Below are 16163 nucleotides of genomic sequence, written 5' to 3' on the forward strand. Positions count from 1 at the left end.
AGCATGGGGATCATGGCGGACGCCTGGAGCTGGCTGGGCACGGGCGCCAACTGGGCAGGCGACGGCGGGGTGTGGCACCGCCTGGGTGAGCATGCGTACGTCAGCGGTCTCGCGCTGCTGCTGGCCTGCGCCGTCGCGCTGCCGCTGGGGCTCGGCCTCGGCCATGTCGGCCGGGGCGGCGCGCTCGCCGTCAACGTCTCGAACGTGGGCCGGGCGATACCGGTCTTCGCGGTCCTGGCCCTCTTCATGGTGTCGCCGCTGCGCAACGCCGGCTACGTCCCCACGGTGATCGCGCTGGTGCTCTTCGCCGTGCCGCCGCTGCTCACCAACGCGTACGTGGGCATGCGCGAGGTCGACCGGGCGGTGGTCGAGGCGGCGCGGGGGATGGGGATGTCGGGCGGACAGGTCTTCCGGAAGGTCGAACTCCCGCTCGCCCGGCCGCTGATCATGACAGGGTTGCGCTCGGCCGCCGTGCAGGTGGTGGCCACGGCGACCATCGCGGCGATGGTCGGCCAGGGGGGCCTGGGCCGGATCATCACCGCCGGGTTCAACACGTACGACACCCCGCAGGTCGTCGCGGGCGCCCTGCTCGTGGCCCTGCTCGCCCTCGTCGTGGAGCTGGTGCTCGTGGGGGCGGACCGACTCCTCGGACGGCGCGCCTGAGAACCGACGGAACCGCTTGTGACGACGGAACGACGACTAGACCTACTGGGAGTGATCTCGTGAGCAGGACCTCGCGCATCGCGGGTGCGGTACTGGGTACGGCGGCGCTGACCGTCTCGCTCGTCGCGTGCGGCGGCGACAGCCTGGAGGAGGGCAAGGCGGGCGGCAGCGGCGGCGCGTCCGGGTCGAAGAAGGGCTCGCTCGTCGTGGGCGCGGCGGCGTTCACCGAGTCCAAGGTGCTCGCCGAGCTCTACGCGCAGGTGCTGAACGACGCCGGATACTCCGCGACGGTCACCACGGTGAAGAACCGCGAGCTGTACGAACCGTCCCTGGAGAAGGGCGAGATCGACGTCGTGCCGGAATACGCGGCGACGATCGCGGAATTCCTCAACGCGAAGGTGAACGGCCCGAAGGCGCCCGAGGAGAAGCCGGTCGCCTCCGGTGACGCGGCCGCGACGGTGGAGGCGTTGAAGAAGCTCGCGGAGCCCCGTGGACTGAAGGTCCTCGCGGTCGGCGAGGCCGTCGACCAGAACGCGTTCGCGGTGTCGAAGGAATTCGCCGAGAAGAACAAGCTGAAGACGCTTTCGGACCTCGGCGCCGCCAAGCTGAAGGTGAAGATCGCGGCCGGCGACGAATGCGAGATACGGCCGTTCTGCGCTCCGGGCCTGAAGAAGACCTACGGGATCGACGTGACGGGGATCGACCCCAAGGGCGTCGGCACCCCGCAGTCCAAGCAGGCGGTCAAGGACGGCGTGGACCAGCTGGTGCTGACCACCACGACGGACGCCACGATCGAGAGCTTCGGACTGGTCTTCCTCGACGACGACAAGAAGCTGCAGAACGCCGACAATGTGCTGCCGGTGGTCAATGCCAAGGACGCCGGATCGCCCGAGATCGCGGCCGCTCTCGACAAGATCACAAAGGTCCTCACCACGGCCGATCTCGCCGAACTGAACCGCAAGGTGGATGCGGAGCGGGCGAAGCCCGAGGACGTGGCGAAGGCCTATCTGGAGTCGAAGGGCCTGGTCAGCAAGTAAGGGTCCGGTAAGGGGAGTCGGCCCGGCCGGGACCGGGGCTCGGTCAGGACGACGAGAAGTGGCCAAGAGATTGCCGGGCCGACACCCCATACAGTGCCTACGCACGGTAAATTTCAGGCCATGCCACGTGGACGCCACCGCCATTCACCTCCCCTGCACAAGCTCCTGCCGCCCTCCGCGGTGGCCGGAGCGTCGGCCGTCTGTGCCGCGGGCGCCTGGCTGCTCGCCGATCCCGTGGCACTTCGGCTGCTCGTGGCCGCCGCGGCGGCGGCCGCCGTCACCGGTGGCGTCATCATGCGCAGTTGGGACCGGAGCGCCGGACGCCAGGTCGCCGAGCTGACCCGGGCCCGCACCGCGGACCAGTGGAAGACCGAGGAGCGCATAGCCGAGCTCGAGGCCGACCTCGACGAGTCCCGCGAGCTGCGGGCCAAGCTCGACGCCAAGCTGCGCGCCAAGCGGGTCGAGCTCGCCGGACTGCGCGGCGAGCACGCGGCGCTGCTGCGCCGGTACGCCAACGCCGAGACCGAGCGGGCCAGCGCCCTCGAAGGCCGCAGGCAGCTCGCCCTGGAGGCGACCGTCCCGGCCAAGGAGCTGACGGCCGCCGGATCCACGCCGACCCCGGCCCTGTACCGCAAGGCCGCCGACGCCCTGCGCGACCTGGCCCGCAACGCCGCCGCGCAGGAGGCCCGCCGGACGGCGGAGGCCGCCCGCAGCCGTGATCTGGCCGAGCGCTCCCGGGAGACGGAGGAGCCGCAGGGGAAGCACGCGGCGGCCGCCGGGAGCGAGCCGCACGCTCGACCGTCGACCGCCGTCGTTCCCGTGCCCTCCGCCGTGCCCGCGGTCCGAGCCGTCCCGGTCGCGAGCGCCATCGTCCCCTACGCGGGCCGGCGCACCGCGCGCCCCGAGGGAGGCTTCGACTTCTTCGGTACGCAGAAGGAGGCGGCCGCCATCGAGGCCGTCCAGGACGCCGACCTCGCGGACGTGGTGGGCGAGGAGGTCCTCGCGACCGTCGCGCGCCGCACCCCCGAGCAGCGGGCGATCGGCAAGGTCATCGACCTGACCGCGCACGACGAGACCGAGCAGATCGACGTGGCGGAGCTGCGCGGCGCCGTCGGCACGTGACGATCAGGGCGCTCGCCGCCGCGGAGGTCACGGCGGCCCGGGACGAGTTGATCGCTCTTTGCGCGCAGGCGTTCTGCGGCCCGCCCTGGCACGAGCCCCCGCGCGGGGCCCTGCGGACGGTGGACCGGCTGCTCGGCCGGGTCTCCGCGGGACAGCCCGGCTTCCGCTGCGTCGCCTCGTACGACCCGGACGGCGCTCTGACCGGGTTCGCCGCGGGCTGGCGCGACACCGTGCTCTCCGGTGGGCCGGAGGCGTTCGAACTGGGCGAACTCGTCGTCGCCCCCGCCCACCAGGGCCACGGCCTGGGCCGCGCGCTGCACGACACCCTTCTCGCGGAAGAGGCCCCCGCGCCCCGGCTGCTGATGACGCTCGACGTGCCCGAGCTGCGCGGCCGCTACGAGCGCTGGGGCTGGCGCGTGGTGGAACACCGGCGCCCGGAGAAGGACCCCCGGGACTTCGTGGTCATGCGCCGGAACTGACGCCGACGCTACTTGTCGATGTCGCCGACGACGAAGAAGAGGGAGCCCAGGATCGCCACCATGTCGGCGACGAGGGTGCCCGGCAGCAGCTCGGTCAGCGCCTGGATGTTGTTGAACGACGCCGAGCGCAGCTTGAGCCGGTACGGCGTCTTCTCGCCCTTGGAGACCAGGTAGTAGCCGTTGATGCCGAGCGGGTTCTCGGTCCAGGCGTACGTGTGGCCCTCCGGGGCCTTGAGCACCTTCGGCAGCCGCTGGTTGATCGGCCCCGGGGGCAGCTCGCCGAGCCGGTCGAGACAGGCGTCGGCGAGATCCAGGGAGTTGTGGGTCTGGTCGAGGAGGCACTCGAAGCGCGCGAGGCAGTCGCCCTCCTGGCGCGTGACGACCTCGAGCGTGTCCTGGAGCTCCCCGTAGGCCAGGTACGGCTCGTCGCGGCGCAGGTCGAAGTCGACGCCGGAGGCGCGGGCGATGGGCCCGGAGACGCCGTACGCGTGCGCCGTCTCCGCGGTCAGGACGCCGACGCCGCGCGTACGGCCCCGGAAGATCTCGTTGCCGACGACCAGCTTGTCGTACACGTCCATCCGCGACCGCACGTCGGCGACGGCCGCCCGTGCCCGGCCGAGCCACCCGGCGGGGAGGTCCTCCTTGAGCCCGCCGACCCGGTTGAACATGTAGTGCATCCGGCCGCCGGAGACCTCCTCCATCACGGCCTGGAGCTCCTCGCGCTCCCGGAACGCGTAGAAGACCGGGGTGATACCGCCCAGTTCGAGGGGGTACGACCCGAGGAACATCAGGTGGTTGAGGACGCGGTTCAGCTCGGCGAGCAGCGTCCGCGTCCAGACGGCCCGCTCGGGGACCTCCATGCCGAGCATGCGCTCGACGGCCATGACGACACCGAGCTCGTTGGAGAAGGCGGAGAGCCAGTCGTGCCGGTTGGCGAGCATGACGATCTGGCGGTAGTCGCGCGCCTCGAAGAGCTTCTCGGCACCGCGGTGCATGTACCCGATGACAGGCTCGGCCCGCTGGATGACCTCACCGTCCAGGACCAGCCGCAGCCGGAGCACACCATGGGTCGAAGGGTGCTGCGGCCCGATGTTCAGCACCATGTCGGTGCTCTCCGCCGCCCCGCCGATTCCGACCGTCGTCTCCGTCATGGACGCCAGTATCCCCCGTGTCACAGCCGTTGTGGGCACCTGTTCCGCAGGGCGGAACAGGTGGGCGCGGCCCCCGGTGGCGGCGCCCCGTCAGGACCGGTCATCCCCGGGGCCCGGCCCGCTCGGCCCCGCCACCCTCCGCGTCAGCCACAGGAAGTCCCCGAGCCCCCCGCGCGCGGTCAGCTCGGCAGCCTCGCCCGCCGCGCCGAGCGCCCGTACGTAGGCACGGGGGTCGCTCGACGCCAGCGCCAGCGGTGGCCGCTCCCCGCTCACCCCCAGCCGCCGCAGCGCCTCCCGCTGGGTGACCACCTCTCCGCCACCCCGGGCGCACGCGTCCATCGCCACATGCGCCGTGACGTCGCACGAGCCGTCCGGCACCGCCGCCACCTCCCGCCCCGCCCGGAACCCGGTCAGCGTCCCGAACGGCGGCCTGGACTCCCGTACGTGCCCGTAGTCCACCGCCACCGCCGTGCCCGCCGCCAGCGAGCCGACCGCCGCCGCCCAGGCCTCGTCCCGCGGCCGCCCGATCTCCGCCCGCTCGCCGGGCTCCGCGAGAGGCCACCATCGCTCCAGCCACTCCGCGTCCGGGCCCGCGACGGGTCGCCCCAGCCGTTCCGCCCCGTCCGACGCCCGCACCTCGACGTACCGCACGACCCCCGCCTCGTCGACGCCGGCGACGTCCACCGGCACGTTGTCGAGCCACTCGTTCGCGAACAGCAGACCCCGGACCTCTTCCGGCACCCGGTCCGTCCACTCCACCCGCGGGTCGAGCCCCGCCGGCCGGTCCGCCCGTTCGACGCCGTACGCCCGTACCGAAAGGCCGGCCGGTACGGCGGCCAGGACGCCCGCCACCAGCTCACCGCGGCCCGCGCCCATGTCGACGAAGTCGACCTCGTCCGTCCCCAGCTCCTGCGCCACCTCGGTCAGCAGCCGCGCGACGGCCCCCGCGAAGAGCGGCGAGGCGTGCACCGAGGTGCGGAAGTGCCCGGCCGGACCCTCGGGGCGCAGAAAGAAGCCGCCCGGGCCGTACAGCGCCCGCTCCGTGGCCTCACGCCACCCCTGCCACTGACACGTCTCATCCGTCACACAGGCCAGTCTCCACCTTGCGGAGTACGGTCCTCGCGTCAAGGATCGACCCCACGGTTGACCCCTGCACCTATCCACCTTCCCTACGCTGGGTTACGTGCAGCGCCTCTACGACTTCCTCCGCAGACACCCGACGGGCGTCGACACCTTCTGGGCCGTCGTCCTCTTCGGGTTCTCCCTGTTGTGGGTGGTGTCGGCCTCCCCGGGGACCGGCCACCCCGCCGCGTACGGACTGGTCGCCGCGCTGTTCAGCCTCGTCGTCGCGCTGCGCCGCCGCGAGCCCGAGAAGATGCTCGTCCTCACCGTCGTGCTGGGCCTCGCCCAGCTCGCCCTCGGGCTGCAGCCGTTCTTCGCCGACTTCGCCATGCTGGTGATCATCTACACCGTCGCCGCGCACGACGGGCCGCGCTGGGCGTCCCGTCTCGCGCTCGCCGGCGGTCTCGGCGCCGCCACGCTCTCCAGCCTGAGATGGCCCTCCGAGACCAGCCCGGGCTCGGCCCTCGCGCATGTCTTCTTCACGGTGATCATGACCGTGCCGTTCGCCCTCGCCTGGGTCCTCGGCGACTCGCTGCGCACCCGCCGCGCCTACTTCGCGCAACTGGAGGAGCGCGCCTCCCGCCTGGAGAAGGAGCGCGAGGCGCAGGCCAAGGTGGCCGTCGCCGCCGAGCGTGCCCGGATCGCCCGCGAGCTGCACGACGTCGTCGCCCACAACGTCTCCGTGATGGTCGTCCAGGCCGACGGGGCCGCCTACGTCCTGGACTCCTCCCCGGAGACGGCCAAGCAGGCCCTGGAGACGATCTCCTCGACCGGCCGTCAGGCGCTGGCCGAGATGCGCCGGCTGCTCGGCATCCTGCGCACCGGCGAGCACCAGGAGGCGGGGGAGTACGTGCCCCAGCCGGACGTCGAGCAGATCGAGGACCTGGTCGAGCAGGTGCGAGGCGCCGGCCTGACCGTCGACTTCCGGATCGAGGGCACGCCGCGCCCGCTGCCGAGCGGCGTCGAGCTGACGGCGTACCGGATCGTGCAGGAGGCCCTCACCAACACGCGCAAGCACGGCGGCCCGGACGCCGGGGCCAGCGTCCGGCTGGTCTACTTCGACGACGGTCTCGGGCTGCTCGTCGAGGACGACGGGCGCGGCGCGACCCACGAGATGTACGAGGACGGGGGCGCCGACGGCCGCGGCCACGGCCTGATCGGCATGCGGGAGCGGGTCGGCATGGTCGGCGGCACCCTGGACGCGGGACCGCGCCCCGGGGGCGGCTTCCGCATCAGCGCCCTGCTCCCCCTGAAGCCCGCTCACTGACGATCCGAAGGAACCACATGTCCATTCGCGTGATGCTCGTCGACGACCAGGTGCTGCTGCGCACCGGCTTCCGCATGGTGCTCGCCGCCCAGCCGGACATGGAGGTCGTGGCCGAGGCGGGGGACGGTGTGGAGGCGCTGGAGGTGCTGCGCTCCACGGCCGTGGACGTGGTGCTGATGGACGTCCGGATGCCCAAGCTCGACGGGGTCGAGACGACCCGCCGGATCTGCTCGGAGCCGGACGCCCCGAAGGTGCTGATCCTGACCACCTTCGATCTCGACGAGTACGCCTTCTCGGGGCTGAAGGCGGGCGCGAGCGGCTTCATGCTGAAGGACGTGCCGCCGGCCGAGCTGCTCGGCGCGATCCGCTCCGTGCACAGCGGTGACGCCGTCGTGGCCCCGTCCACGACCCGCCGCCTCCTCGACCGCTTCTCGCCGATGCTGCCGTCCTCGGGCCGCGAGCCGCAGCACAAGGAGCTGGACCGGCTCACCGACCGCGAGCGCGAGGTGATGCTCCTGGTCGCCCAGGGCCTGTCGAACGGTGAGATCGCCGCCCGGCTGGTGCTGTCGGAGGCGACGGTGAAGACGCACGTCGGCCGGATCCTGACCAAGCTGGACCTGCGGGACCGGGTGCAGGTGGTGGTCCTGGCGTACGAGACGGGCCTGGTGCGGGCGGGCGGCGGCGCGGTCTGAGCCGCCGCGCGTCAGCGCAGGACGGCTTCGAGGAAGTCGCTGCCCAGGCGGGCGACGACGGTGACGTCGAGCTGGTGCAGCACGTAGCGGCCGCGGCGCTGGGTGGTGAGCAGCCCGGCCTTCTTCAGGACGGCGAGGTGGCGTGAGACCTCCGGGGCGCTGATGCCGTACGCGTCGGCCAGCTCGCTCGTCGTGTACGAGGCGCGGGCGAGGTTGCGGCACATCCGCATCCGCATCGGGTGTGCGACGGCCTCCAGGCGGAGCTTGACCGTCTCCACGGGGGCGGATCCGGCGAGTTCGCCGGTGGAGACGGGGTACTGGATCACCGGCTGCCAGCCGCGGGCGTGCAGGGCGATCAGGTGCGGCCGGCCGAAGGCGGTCGGCAGGAACGTGAGCGCCGAGCCCTCGGTGTGCGTACGGCCGTGGACCAGCTTGTCGATGACGATCCGGGAGCCGTCGGCGTCCTCCTCCAGGCTCATCGCTCCGGAGACGGCGGCCACGGCCTCGGCGAGGCCCTTGCGGCGCAGGAGTTCGGTCTTGTGCCGGGCGTCGGCGGCGAGCTGGACCCGGACCCGGCGCCAGGTGTCGGCGAAGAACGCCTCGTCGCAGTCCTCCAGGAGCCTGCGGATCCACGCGCGCGTGCCGGTGGGATCGGCGAGCGTCCGCTCCACGAACGCGTACTGCCGGGGGCCGCGGGCGGCGGCCAGGTCGAGGGCGCGGCAGCGGGAGTGCGGGTCGACGAGCGGGGAGGGCAGCCCGTCCGCGTACTGGGTGCTGCAGGAGATCTCGAGGGCGGCCCCGACGTAGGTCTCGTCGTCCATCCGGTCGAGGTCGTCGAGCTCCTCGGCGAGCGTCTCGCGCGGCCGGGCGGGCAGCAGGAAGTCGGAGCGGGTGGACCGCCACATGAAGTCGGCCTCGTGCAGCCGGTCGGCGAGCTCGGGCTTGAGCGCCGCGGCGGTGGTCGTGGCCCAGCCGTGCAGCCCCGGGTGGTGGCCGGGCTCGGACAGCGCGTGCAGCGCGGCGCCGAGCTCGGCCAGCGGCGAGGGGCCGAAGGAGATGCGCTCGTGCGGCAGTCCGGTGATGTCGATGGTCAGGCTCACCCCCCTATGGTGCGGGGCGGCCCGGGGGCGGTCGAACCGTTTGACGGCGTCCGTCAATCGGCGGGCCGTGCGACGTGCGTGAGGAACTCCCGTACCGCGTCGCGGACATCGGTCTCCGTCCACGTGAGCCCCGGTTCCCCCACCGTCACCTCGGTCACGGCCACGCCCGGCGGGCCGCCCGCGCCCGGGCCGCCCCAGCGGCGGAAGAGAGCCGTGCCCGTGGCCTCGGTGAGCGCCAGGCCGGCGGCCGTGAGGACGTCGGGGGCGTACGGCAGCCAGACCTGGAACTGGTGGGTGTGGGGCTCCTCGGGGTGCACCCGGAACCACGGCACGCCCGCCTCCTCGAACCCCGCCCGCAGCCCGGCCGCCACCACGCGCGCGTGGGCCACGTACGACGGCAGCCTCGGCAGCTCCCGGTCCAGGCCCCGCAGCGCCGACACCGCCGCCGGGTACTGCTGGAAGACCTGGCCCCCGTACCGGTGCCGCCACACCCGGGCCTCCTCCATCACGTCCTCGGGGCCGGCCAGCGCCGCTCCCGAAAGGCCGCCCAGGGACTTGTAGAAGGACACGTACACGCTGTCGGCGAGCCCCGCGATCTCCCGCAGCCCGCGCCCGAAGTGCGGGGCGCACTCCCACAGCCGCGCGCCGTCGACGTGCACCACTGCGTCCCGCTCCCGGGCCGCCTCCACGACCTCGACCAGTTCGTCCCAGGCCGGGAGCACGAACCCGGCGTCCCGCAGCGGCAGTTCCAGCATCAGCGTCCCGAAGGGCTCCGGGTGCTCCCGAACCTCCTGGGCCGTCGGAAGCCTCGGGCCGTCCGCCGGGTGGACCGTCCGCAGCCCGCTCACCGCCGTGAGCGCCCCGCCCTCGTGGACCTCGGGGTGGGCGAGCGGGTGCAGGGCGACGACGGGGTTCCCGGTCCGCCCCGCCCAGCAGCGCAGCGCCACCTGCTGGGCCATCGTCCCGGTCGGGAAGAACACCGCGGCCGGGAAGCCGAGCTCCTCGGCCACCCGCTGTTCCAGCCGCTCGACCGGCCCGTCCCCGTACATGTCGACGGGTCCGCCGTCGTCCTCCGCCGCCCCCGCCCAGTCGGCCAGCTCCCGCAGGCGCTCCCCGACCGTGCCCTCGACCGGCGAGTGCCGCAGCGTGCGCCGCGCACCGCCCCACACCTTCGCCCGATGCAGCCGCGCTTCCGTTTCGTCCATGGGCCGATCATCACACCACCACCCACACCCTGTGGACAGTCACGGAGGAGCGCGAAACGCTGGCGTAGCATGACCAGAAATCGTCCGGTACCCCCCGCGGACTGGAACGGAAGGCCGTTGCCGCGTGAATCGACCAGCAGAACCCCGAGCGGAAGACCGTCCCGCGCGACTCACCGTCGGAGTCGTCGGAGCCGGCCGGGTGGGACCCACCCTCGCCGCCGCCCTCCAGCTCGCGGGACACCGCCCCGTCGCCGTCTCCGCGGTCTCCGACGCGTCCGTGCGGCGCGCCGGGACCCTGCTCCCGGACGTGCCGATCGTGCCGCCCGGCGAGGTGCTCGCCCGCGCCGAGCTGGTGCTGCTGACCGTCCCCGACGACGCCCTGCCCGGCCTGGTCGAGGGCCTCGCCGAGACCGGGGCCGTACGGCCCGGGCAGCTGCTCGTGCACACCTCCGGGCGGTACGGCGTGAACGTCCTGGACCCCGCCCGCCGGGCCGGCGCGCTGCCGCTCGCCCTGCACCCCGCCATGACCTTCACCGGCACCTCCGTGGACGTCCAGCGCCTGGCCGGCTGCTCCTTCGGGGTGACCGCGCCCGAGGAGCTGCGGCTGGCCGCCGAGGCCCTGGTCATCGAGATGGGCGGCGAGCCCGAGTGGATCGCCGAGGAGGCCCGGCCGCTCTACCACGCGGCCCTCGCCCTCGGCGCGAACCACCTGGTCACCCTGGTCGCCCAGTCCATGGACCTGCTCCGTGCGGCGGGCGTCTCCGCCCCCGACCGGATGCTCGGCCCGCTCCTGGGCGCCGCCCTGGACAACGCCCTGCGGTCCGGCGACGGGGCCCTCACCGGCCCCGTGGCGCGCGGTGACGCGGGCACGGTCGCCGCGCACGTCGCCGAGCTGCGCAAGCACGCACCGGGCACCGTCGCCGGCTATCTGGCGATGGCCCGCACGACCGCCGACCGGGCGCTCGCGCACGGCCTGCTCAAGCCCGAGCTGGCCGAGGACCTGCTGGGCGTGCTCGCCGACGGGGAGACCGACCGATGACATCGACGACCTTCGCCCTGGTCCGCACGGCCGCCGAGCTGCACGCCCTCGCCCCCACCCCGGGCGTGGCCGGAAACCGCCGTACGGCCGTCGTGATGACCATGGGCGCGCTCCACGCGGGGCACGCCACTCTCGTCCGTACCGCCCGCGCCCACGTCGGGCGCGACGGCTTCGTCGTCGTCACCGTCTTCGTCAACCCGCTCCAGTTCGGCGCGGGCGAGGACCTCGACCGCTACCCCCGCACGCTGGAGGCCGACCTCCGGACGGCCGAGGAGGCGGGGGCCGACGCCGTGTTCGCGCCCTCCGTCGACGAGGTCTACCCCGGCGGGGAGCCCCAGGTCCGGATCACCGCCGGGCCCATGGGCGGGCGCCTCGAAGGCTCCTCACGGCCCGGCCACTTCGACGGCATGCTCACGGTCGTCGCCAAGCTGCTCCACCTCACCCGTCCCGACCTGGCCTTCTTCGGCCAGAAGGACGCCCAGCAGCTGGCCCTGATCCGGCGGATGGCCCGCGATCTGAACTTCCCCGCGGAGATCGTCGGCGTGCCGACGGTCCGCGAGGCCGACGGTCTCGCCCTGTCCAGCCGCAACCGTTACCTCTCCGACGGCGAGCGCCGTACCGCCCTCGCCCTCTCCCGCGCCCTGTTCGCCGCGAGCGACCGGCTGGCCGCCCAGCACGCGCTGCGCGCGCGTGCCGCCTCCCTGCCGGCCTCCCAGGGCCGGGCGGAGAACCGTGCCGAGGCGCTCTCCCGGCTCGGGGAGGCCCGTGCCGCGGCCGACGCACACGCGGTCGCCCAGGCGTCCGAGTGCGGCGGCGCCGACGCCGTACGGGCCGCGGCCCGTACGGTCCTCGACGAGGCGGCGAAGACCGAGCCGCCGCTCGTCCTCGACTACCTCGCCCTGGTCGACCCGGCCGACTTCACCGAGGTCGGCGACGACCACGACGGGGACGCGATCCTCGCCGTCGCCGCGCGCGTGGGCAGCACGCGCCTCATCGACAACATCCCGCTGACCTTCGGAGCCACCAAGTGACCGGAATACGGCTGCACGCGCCCGCGCCGGGCTGGTCCATCGACGCCGACGTCGTCGTGGTCGGCTCCGGTGTCGCGGGGCTGACCGCGGCCCTGCGCTGCACCGCCGCCGGACTGCGTACGGTCGTCGTCACCAAGGCGCGCCTGGACGACGGCTCCACCCGCTGGGCGCAGGGCGGCATCGCCGCCGCGCTCGGCGAGGGCGACACCCCCGAGCAGCACCTCGACGACACCCTCGTCGCGGGCGCCGGGCTCTGCGACACCGAGGCCGTCCGGCTGCTGGTCACCGAGGGCCCCGGCGCCGTCCGCCGGCTGATCGCCACCGGCGCCGACTTCGACAAGACGGACGACGGCGAGATCGCCCTGACCCGCGAGGGCGGCCACCACCGCCGCCGGATCGCCCACGCCGGCGGAGACGCCACCGGCCTGGAGATCTCCCGCGCCCTAGTGGAGGCGATACGGGACGGCGGGCTGCGGACCATCGAGCACGCGCTCGTCCTCGACCTCCTCAAGGACGACGACGGGCGTACGGCGGGTGTGACCCTGCACGTCATGGGCGAGGGCCAGCACGACGGCGTCGGCGCCGTCCACGCCCCCGCCGTGGTCCTCGCGACCGGCGGCATGGGCCAGGTCTTCTCGGCCACCACGAACCCGGCCGTCTCCACCGGCGACGGCGTCGCGCTCGCCCTGCGCGCCGGGGCCGAGGTCTCCGACCTGGAGTTCGTCCAGTTCCACCCGACGGTGCTCTTCCTCGGTACCGACTCCGAGGGCCAGCAGCCGCTGGTCTCCGAGGCGGTACGGGGCGAGGGCGCCCATCTCGTCGACGCCGACGGGGTCCGCTTCATGCTCGGACAGCACGAGCTGGCCGAGCTCGCCCCCCGGGACATCGTCGCCAAGGCGATCATGCGCCGGATGCAGGAGCGGGGCGCCGAGCACATGTACCTGGACGCCCGGCACTTCGGCGCCGAGATGTGGGAGACCAGGTTCCCCACGATCCTCGCCGCCTGCCGGGCCCACGGCATCGACCCGGTCACCGAGCCGATCCCGGTCGCCCCCGCGGCCCACTACGCCTCCGGCGGCGTCCGCACCGACCTGACGGGCCGGACCACCGTCCCGGGCCTCTACGCGTGCGGCGAGGTGGCCTGCACGGGCGTCCACGGCGCCAACCGCCTGGCGTCGAACTCGCTCCTGGAGGGCCTGGTCTTCGCCGAGCGGATCGCCGACGACATCGCCACGCGCGGCCCGCACCGCGAGGGCCTGCCGGCCGTGCCCGCCACCCCGTCCGTGCTGCCGCTGCTCGCGCCCGAGACCCGGGTCCGGATCCAGCGGATCATGAGCGCGGACGCCGGAGTGCTGCGTTCCGGCGAGAGCCTCGGGGCCGCCGCCGACGCGCTGGAGGCGCTGAGCCTCTCGCAGGCGGAGGACCGCCGGGGCAAGGCGGCCGAGCCGGGCGTCGAGTCCTGGGAGACGACGAACCTGCTGTGCGTCGCCCGGGTGCTGGTCGCCGCCGCGCAGGAGCGCCGGGAGACCCGTGGCTGCCACTGGCGCGAGGACCATCCCGAGCGCGACGACGAGTGGCGGCGCCATCTGATCGTGCGCCTCACCCCGGACCGGCGGCTCGTGGTCCGCCGTACCGACACCGCAGACTTTCCGCCCGTAACCGCCGACGCAACCAGGGAGCCGCAGTCGTGAGCACGCCCGAAGAAGCACGTCCGCAGCCCGTGGACGTCCCTCTGATCCAGATCAGCGCCCCGGCCGAGGAGGCGGGCGGCTGCGGTGACGGCTGCGGCTGCGCCGACGGCGACGAGGTCTACGAGTGCGGGCTCGACCCCGCGCTCGCGCAGCTCCTCGCCGACGCCGGGCTCGACCCGGTGCAGGTCGAGGACATCGCCCACCTGGCCATCGAGGAGGACCTCGACGGCGGGGTGGACGTGACGACCGTGGCGACGGTCCCCGAGGAGGCGGTCGCCACCGCCGACTTCACCGCGCGTGAGGCGGGCGTGGTGGCCGGCCTGCGGGTCGCCGAGGCGGTGCTCTCCATCGTCTGCACCGAGACCTTCGAGGTCGAGCGGCACGTCGAGGACGGCGAGCGCGTCGAGGCCGGGCAGAAGCTCCTGAGCGTCACGACCCGCACCCGCGACCTGCTCACCGGCGAGCGCAGCGCGCTGAACATCCTGTGCCGCCTCTCCGGCATCGCCACCGCCACGCGCGCGTGGGCGGACGCCCTGGAGGGCACAGGGGCCCGCGTCCGGGACACCCGTAAGACCACGCCGGGGCTGCGCGCCCTGGAGAAGTACGCGGTGCGCTGCGGCGGCGGCGTCAACCACCGCATGTCGCTGTCGGACGCGGCGCTGGTGAAGGACAACCACGTGGTGGCCGCCGGCGGTGTGGCGCAGGCCTTCAAGGCCGTGCGGGAGCTGTTCCCGGACGTGCCGATCGAGGTCGAGGTCGACACGCTGCACCAGGTCCGCGAGGTCCTGGACGCGGGCGCCGACCTGATCCTGCTGGACAACTTCACCCCCCTGGAGACCGAGGAGGCCGTCGCGCTGGTCGCCGGCCGCGCGGTGCTGGAGTCCTCCGGCCGCCTCACGCTGGAGAACGCGGCGGCCTACGCGGCGACGGGCGTGGACTACCTCGCGGTCGGCGGGCTGACCCACTCCTCCCCGATCCTCGACATCGGCCTCGACCTGCGCGAGGTGCGGGCCTGATGCTGCTCACCATCGACGTCGGCAACACGCACACGGTCCTCGGCCTCTTCGACGGGGACGAGATCGTCGAGCACTGGCGCATCTCGACCGACCCGCGTCGCACCGCCGACGAGATGGCGGTCCTGCTCCAGGGCCTCATGGGCATGCACCCGCTGCTGGGCGTCGAGCTGAGCGACGGCATCGAGGGCATCGCGATCTGCGCGACGGTGCCCTCGGTGCTGCACGAGCTGCGCGAGGTGACCCGGCGGTACTACGGCGACGTCCCGGCCGTGCTGGTCGAGCCGGGCGTCAAGACGGGCGTCCCGATCCTCACGGACAACCCGAAGGAGGTCGGCGCGGACCGCATCATCAACGCGGTCGCGGCGGTCGAGCTCTACGGCGGTCCGGCGATCGTGGTCGACTTCGGCACGGCGACGACGTACGACGCGATCACCGCGCGCGGCGAGTACGCGGGCGGCGCGATCGCGCCCGGCATCGAGATCTCGGTCGAGGCGCTGGGCGTCAAGGGCGCCATGCTCCGCAAGATCGAGCTGGCCCGGCCGCGCAGCGTGATCGGCAAGAACACGGTCGAGGCGATGCAGTCGGGCATCGTCTACGGATACGCGGGCCAGGTCGACGGCGTGGTCTCGCGCATGAAGCGCGAACTCGTGGGCCGGGACGGCGACCCCTCCACCGTGACGGTGATCGCGACGGGCGGCCTCGCCCCGATGGTCCTCGGCGACTCCGCCCAGATCGACGAGCACGAGCCGTGGCTGACGCTGATCGGCCTGCGCCTGGTGTACGAGCGCAACGTCTCGCGCATGTAGCGGGGGCTCTCGCGTGGGCGGCGCCGGAGCGGTCGGGGCGCCGCCACACCGAGCTGATCGGTAAACGAAATTTGTCCGATTAGCGCGTATTGTCACCTCATGCCCACGCCATACGGATCCCGCGGCGGCATGGCGTTCAGTGCGGACGAGCTGCGTGTGCTCCGACGCGCCCTTGCCACCGCCCTCAACCCCGCCCCCCTTCAGGACGAGGACGTCCAGGACTGCCTGCGGCTCGCCGCGTCCGTGGACGACGTCGTCCGGGAGGCCGGCCGGCTGCGTGCCTTCCTCCTCGCCGACCTGACCCGGTACCGCGAGGCCCTGCCGGGCTCGCGCGCCGGCTACCTGGATCTCCTCCAGGAAGCCCTCGGCGCCGGATACGACCCGGGTGCCGACGACCTCGCGGCCCTGCGCACCCTGCGGGCCCACCCGCGGGCGTCCGGCCTCCTGGAGCGCTGCCAGGTCCTCGCCGAACGGTCCGTACGCGCCCTCCCCCAGAGCTTCGCCTGGGGGGACCCCCACCTCGCTTCGCTCGCCCGCGTCTCCCAGGCCGTGGCCCCCGTGCCCCGGGCCCGGCTGCTGGCCCTCCCCGGCGGCCGCGCCGCCGACGAGCCGAAGCCGGCCCCGAAGCAGCCGCCCGCGCCGACGAAGCGCCCGGCCCCGAAGCCGTCCGAGGTCTTCCCGCCGCGCCGGCGGCCCGTACCGCCGCCCCCGCCCGAGGAACGCGTCGCCGGATAGCTACCCT

Annotated in this window: 16 protein-coding genes; 12 read left to right on the forward strand and 4 right to left on the reverse strand. The window is 73.7% G+C overall.

All coding sequences use genetic code 11. The features are described from left to right. Positions 1-3: 3 nt before the first annotated feature. From ACFVGW_RS31410 to ACFVGW_RS31425, 4 genes are all read left to right on the forward strand, one after another. Complete coding sequence (locus ACFVGW_RS31410; protein WP_385854321.1) at positions 4-663, forward strand: ABC transporter permease; 660 nt, start codon at positions 4-6, stop codon at positions 661-663. A 59-nt stretch (positions 664-722) separates the two neighbouring features. Then, the gene (locus ACFVGW_RS31415) at positions 723-1700 is read left to right on the forward strand and encodes an ABC transporter substrate-binding protein (RefSeq protein ID WP_385854322.1); all 978 of its coding nucleotides are present in this window, start codon (positions 723-725) and stop codon (positions 1698-1700) included. Between the two features lie 120 nt (positions 1701-1820). Then, the gene (locus ACFVGW_RS31420) at positions 1821-2822 is read left to right on the forward strand and encodes a hypothetical protein (RefSeq protein ID WP_385854323.1); all 1002 of its coding nucleotides are present in this window, start codon (positions 1821-1823) and stop codon (positions 2820-2822) included. After that, positions 2819-3301 (forward strand): GNAT family N-acetyltransferase, encoded by a 483-nt coding sequence (locus ACFVGW_RS31425; protein WP_385854324.1) that lies wholly within the window; start codon positions 2819-2821, stop codon positions 3299-3301. The genes ACFVGW_RS31420 and ACFVGW_RS31425 overlap by 4 nt, the downstream gene beginning before the upstream one ends. Positions 3302-3309: 8 nt before the next feature. On the opposite strand, the gene ACFVGW_RS31430 is transcribed toward ACFVGW_RS31425, so the two are convergent. Both ACFVGW_RS31430 and ACFVGW_RS31435 read right to left on the reverse strand, forming a co-directional pair. Then, positions 3310-4452 (reverse strand): NADH-quinone oxidoreductase subunit D, encoded by a 1143-nt coding sequence (locus ACFVGW_RS31430; protein ID WP_385854325.1) that lies wholly within the window; start codon positions 4450-4452, stop codon positions 3310-3312. A 90-nt stretch (positions 4453-4542) separates the two neighbouring features. Further along, positions 4543-5538: an SAM-dependent methyltransferase gene (locus tag ACFVGW_RS31435; RefSeq protein ID WP_385854326.1), complete on the reverse strand. Its 996-nt coding sequence runs from the start codon at positions 5536-5538 to the stop codon at positions 4543-4545. A gap of 97 nt (positions 5539-5635) precedes the next feature. Here ACFVGW_RS31435 and ACFVGW_RS31440 point away from each other — a divergent pair, with 97 nt between their 5' ends. Next, a complete protein-coding gene (locus ACFVGW_RS31440) occupies positions 5636-6841 on the forward strand; it encodes a sensor histidine kinase (protein WP_385854327.1) in 1206 nt (401 codons plus the stop codon). Positions 6842-6858: 17 nt separating this feature from the next. Next, positions 6859-7533 (forward strand): response regulator transcription factor, encoded by a 675-nt coding sequence (locus tag ACFVGW_RS31445; protein WP_352187776.1) that lies wholly within the window; start codon positions 6859-6861, stop codon positions 7531-7533. Between the two features lie 11 nt (positions 7534-7544). Here ACFVGW_RS31445 and ACFVGW_RS31450 read toward each other — a convergent pair whose 3' ends face one another. Both ACFVGW_RS31450 and ACFVGW_RS31455 read right to left on the reverse strand, forming a co-directional pair. Next, a complete protein-coding gene (locus ACFVGW_RS31450) occupies positions 7545-8633 on the reverse strand; it encodes a DUF5937 family protein (protein WP_383222241.1) in 1089 nt (362 codons plus the stop codon). A gap of 53 nt (positions 8634-8686) precedes the next feature. Further along, positions 8687-9838 carry a threonine aldolase family protein gene (locus ACFVGW_RS31455; RefSeq protein ID WP_385854328.1) on the reverse strand — a complete coding sequence of 384 codons (1152 nt, stop codon included), beginning with the start codon at positions 9836-9838 and terminating at the stop codon, positions 8687-8689. A 124-nt stretch (positions 9839-9962) separates the two neighbouring features. Between ACFVGW_RS31455 and ACFVGW_RS31460 the strand changes: the two genes are divergently transcribed. The 6 genes from ACFVGW_RS31460 to ACFVGW_RS31485 all read left to right on the forward strand — a co-directional run bounded on the left by ACFVGW_RS31460 (position 9963) and on the right by ACFVGW_RS31485 (position 16156). Beyond that, the gene (locus tag ACFVGW_RS31460; RefSeq protein ID WP_383222237.1) at positions 9963-10877 is read left to right on the forward strand and encodes a Rossmann-like and DUF2520 domain-containing protein; all 915 of its coding nucleotides are present in this window, start codon (positions 9963-9965) and stop codon (positions 10875-10877) included. Next, a complete protein-coding gene (gene panC / locus ACFVGW_RS31465) occupies positions 10874-11908 on the forward strand; it encodes a pantoate--beta-alanine ligase (protein ID WP_385854329.1) in 1035 nt (344 codons plus the stop codon). Before ACFVGW_RS31460 ends, panC begins: the two co-directional genes overlap by 4 nt. Next, positions 11905-13599: an L-aspartate oxidase gene (locus ACFVGW_RS31470; RefSeq protein WP_385854330.1), complete on the forward strand. Its 1695-nt coding sequence runs from the start codon at positions 11905-11907 to the stop codon at positions 13597-13599. Before panC ends, ACFVGW_RS31470 begins: the two co-directional genes overlap by 4 nt. Next, on the forward strand, positions 13596-14615 hold the full coding sequence (gene nadC, locus ACFVGW_RS31475) for a carboxylating nicotinate-nucleotide diphosphorylase (protein WP_352187782.1): 1020 nt from the start codon (positions 13596-13598) through the stop codon (positions 14613-14615). The genes ACFVGW_RS31470 and nadC overlap by 4 nt, the downstream gene beginning before the upstream one ends. Then, positions 14615-15421 (forward strand): type III pantothenate kinase, encoded by an 807-nt coding sequence (locus tag ACFVGW_RS31480; RefSeq protein WP_352187783.1) that lies wholly within the window; start codon positions 14615-14617, stop codon positions 15419-15421. The genes nadC and ACFVGW_RS31480 overlap by 1 nt, the downstream gene beginning before the upstream one ends. A gap of 129 nt (positions 15422-15550) precedes the next feature. Further along, complete coding sequence (locus ACFVGW_RS31485; RefSeq protein WP_385854356.1) at positions 15551-16156, forward strand: hypothetical protein; 606 nt, start codon at positions 15551-15553, stop codon at positions 16154-16156. The last annotated feature ends 7 nt before the right edge of the window (positions 16157-16163 follow it).

Source organism: Streptomyces sp. NPDC127129 (genome assembly GCF_042671585.1).
Taxonomy (GTDB): Bacteria; Actinomycetota; Actinomycetes; order Streptomycetales; family Streptomycetaceae; genus Streptomyces.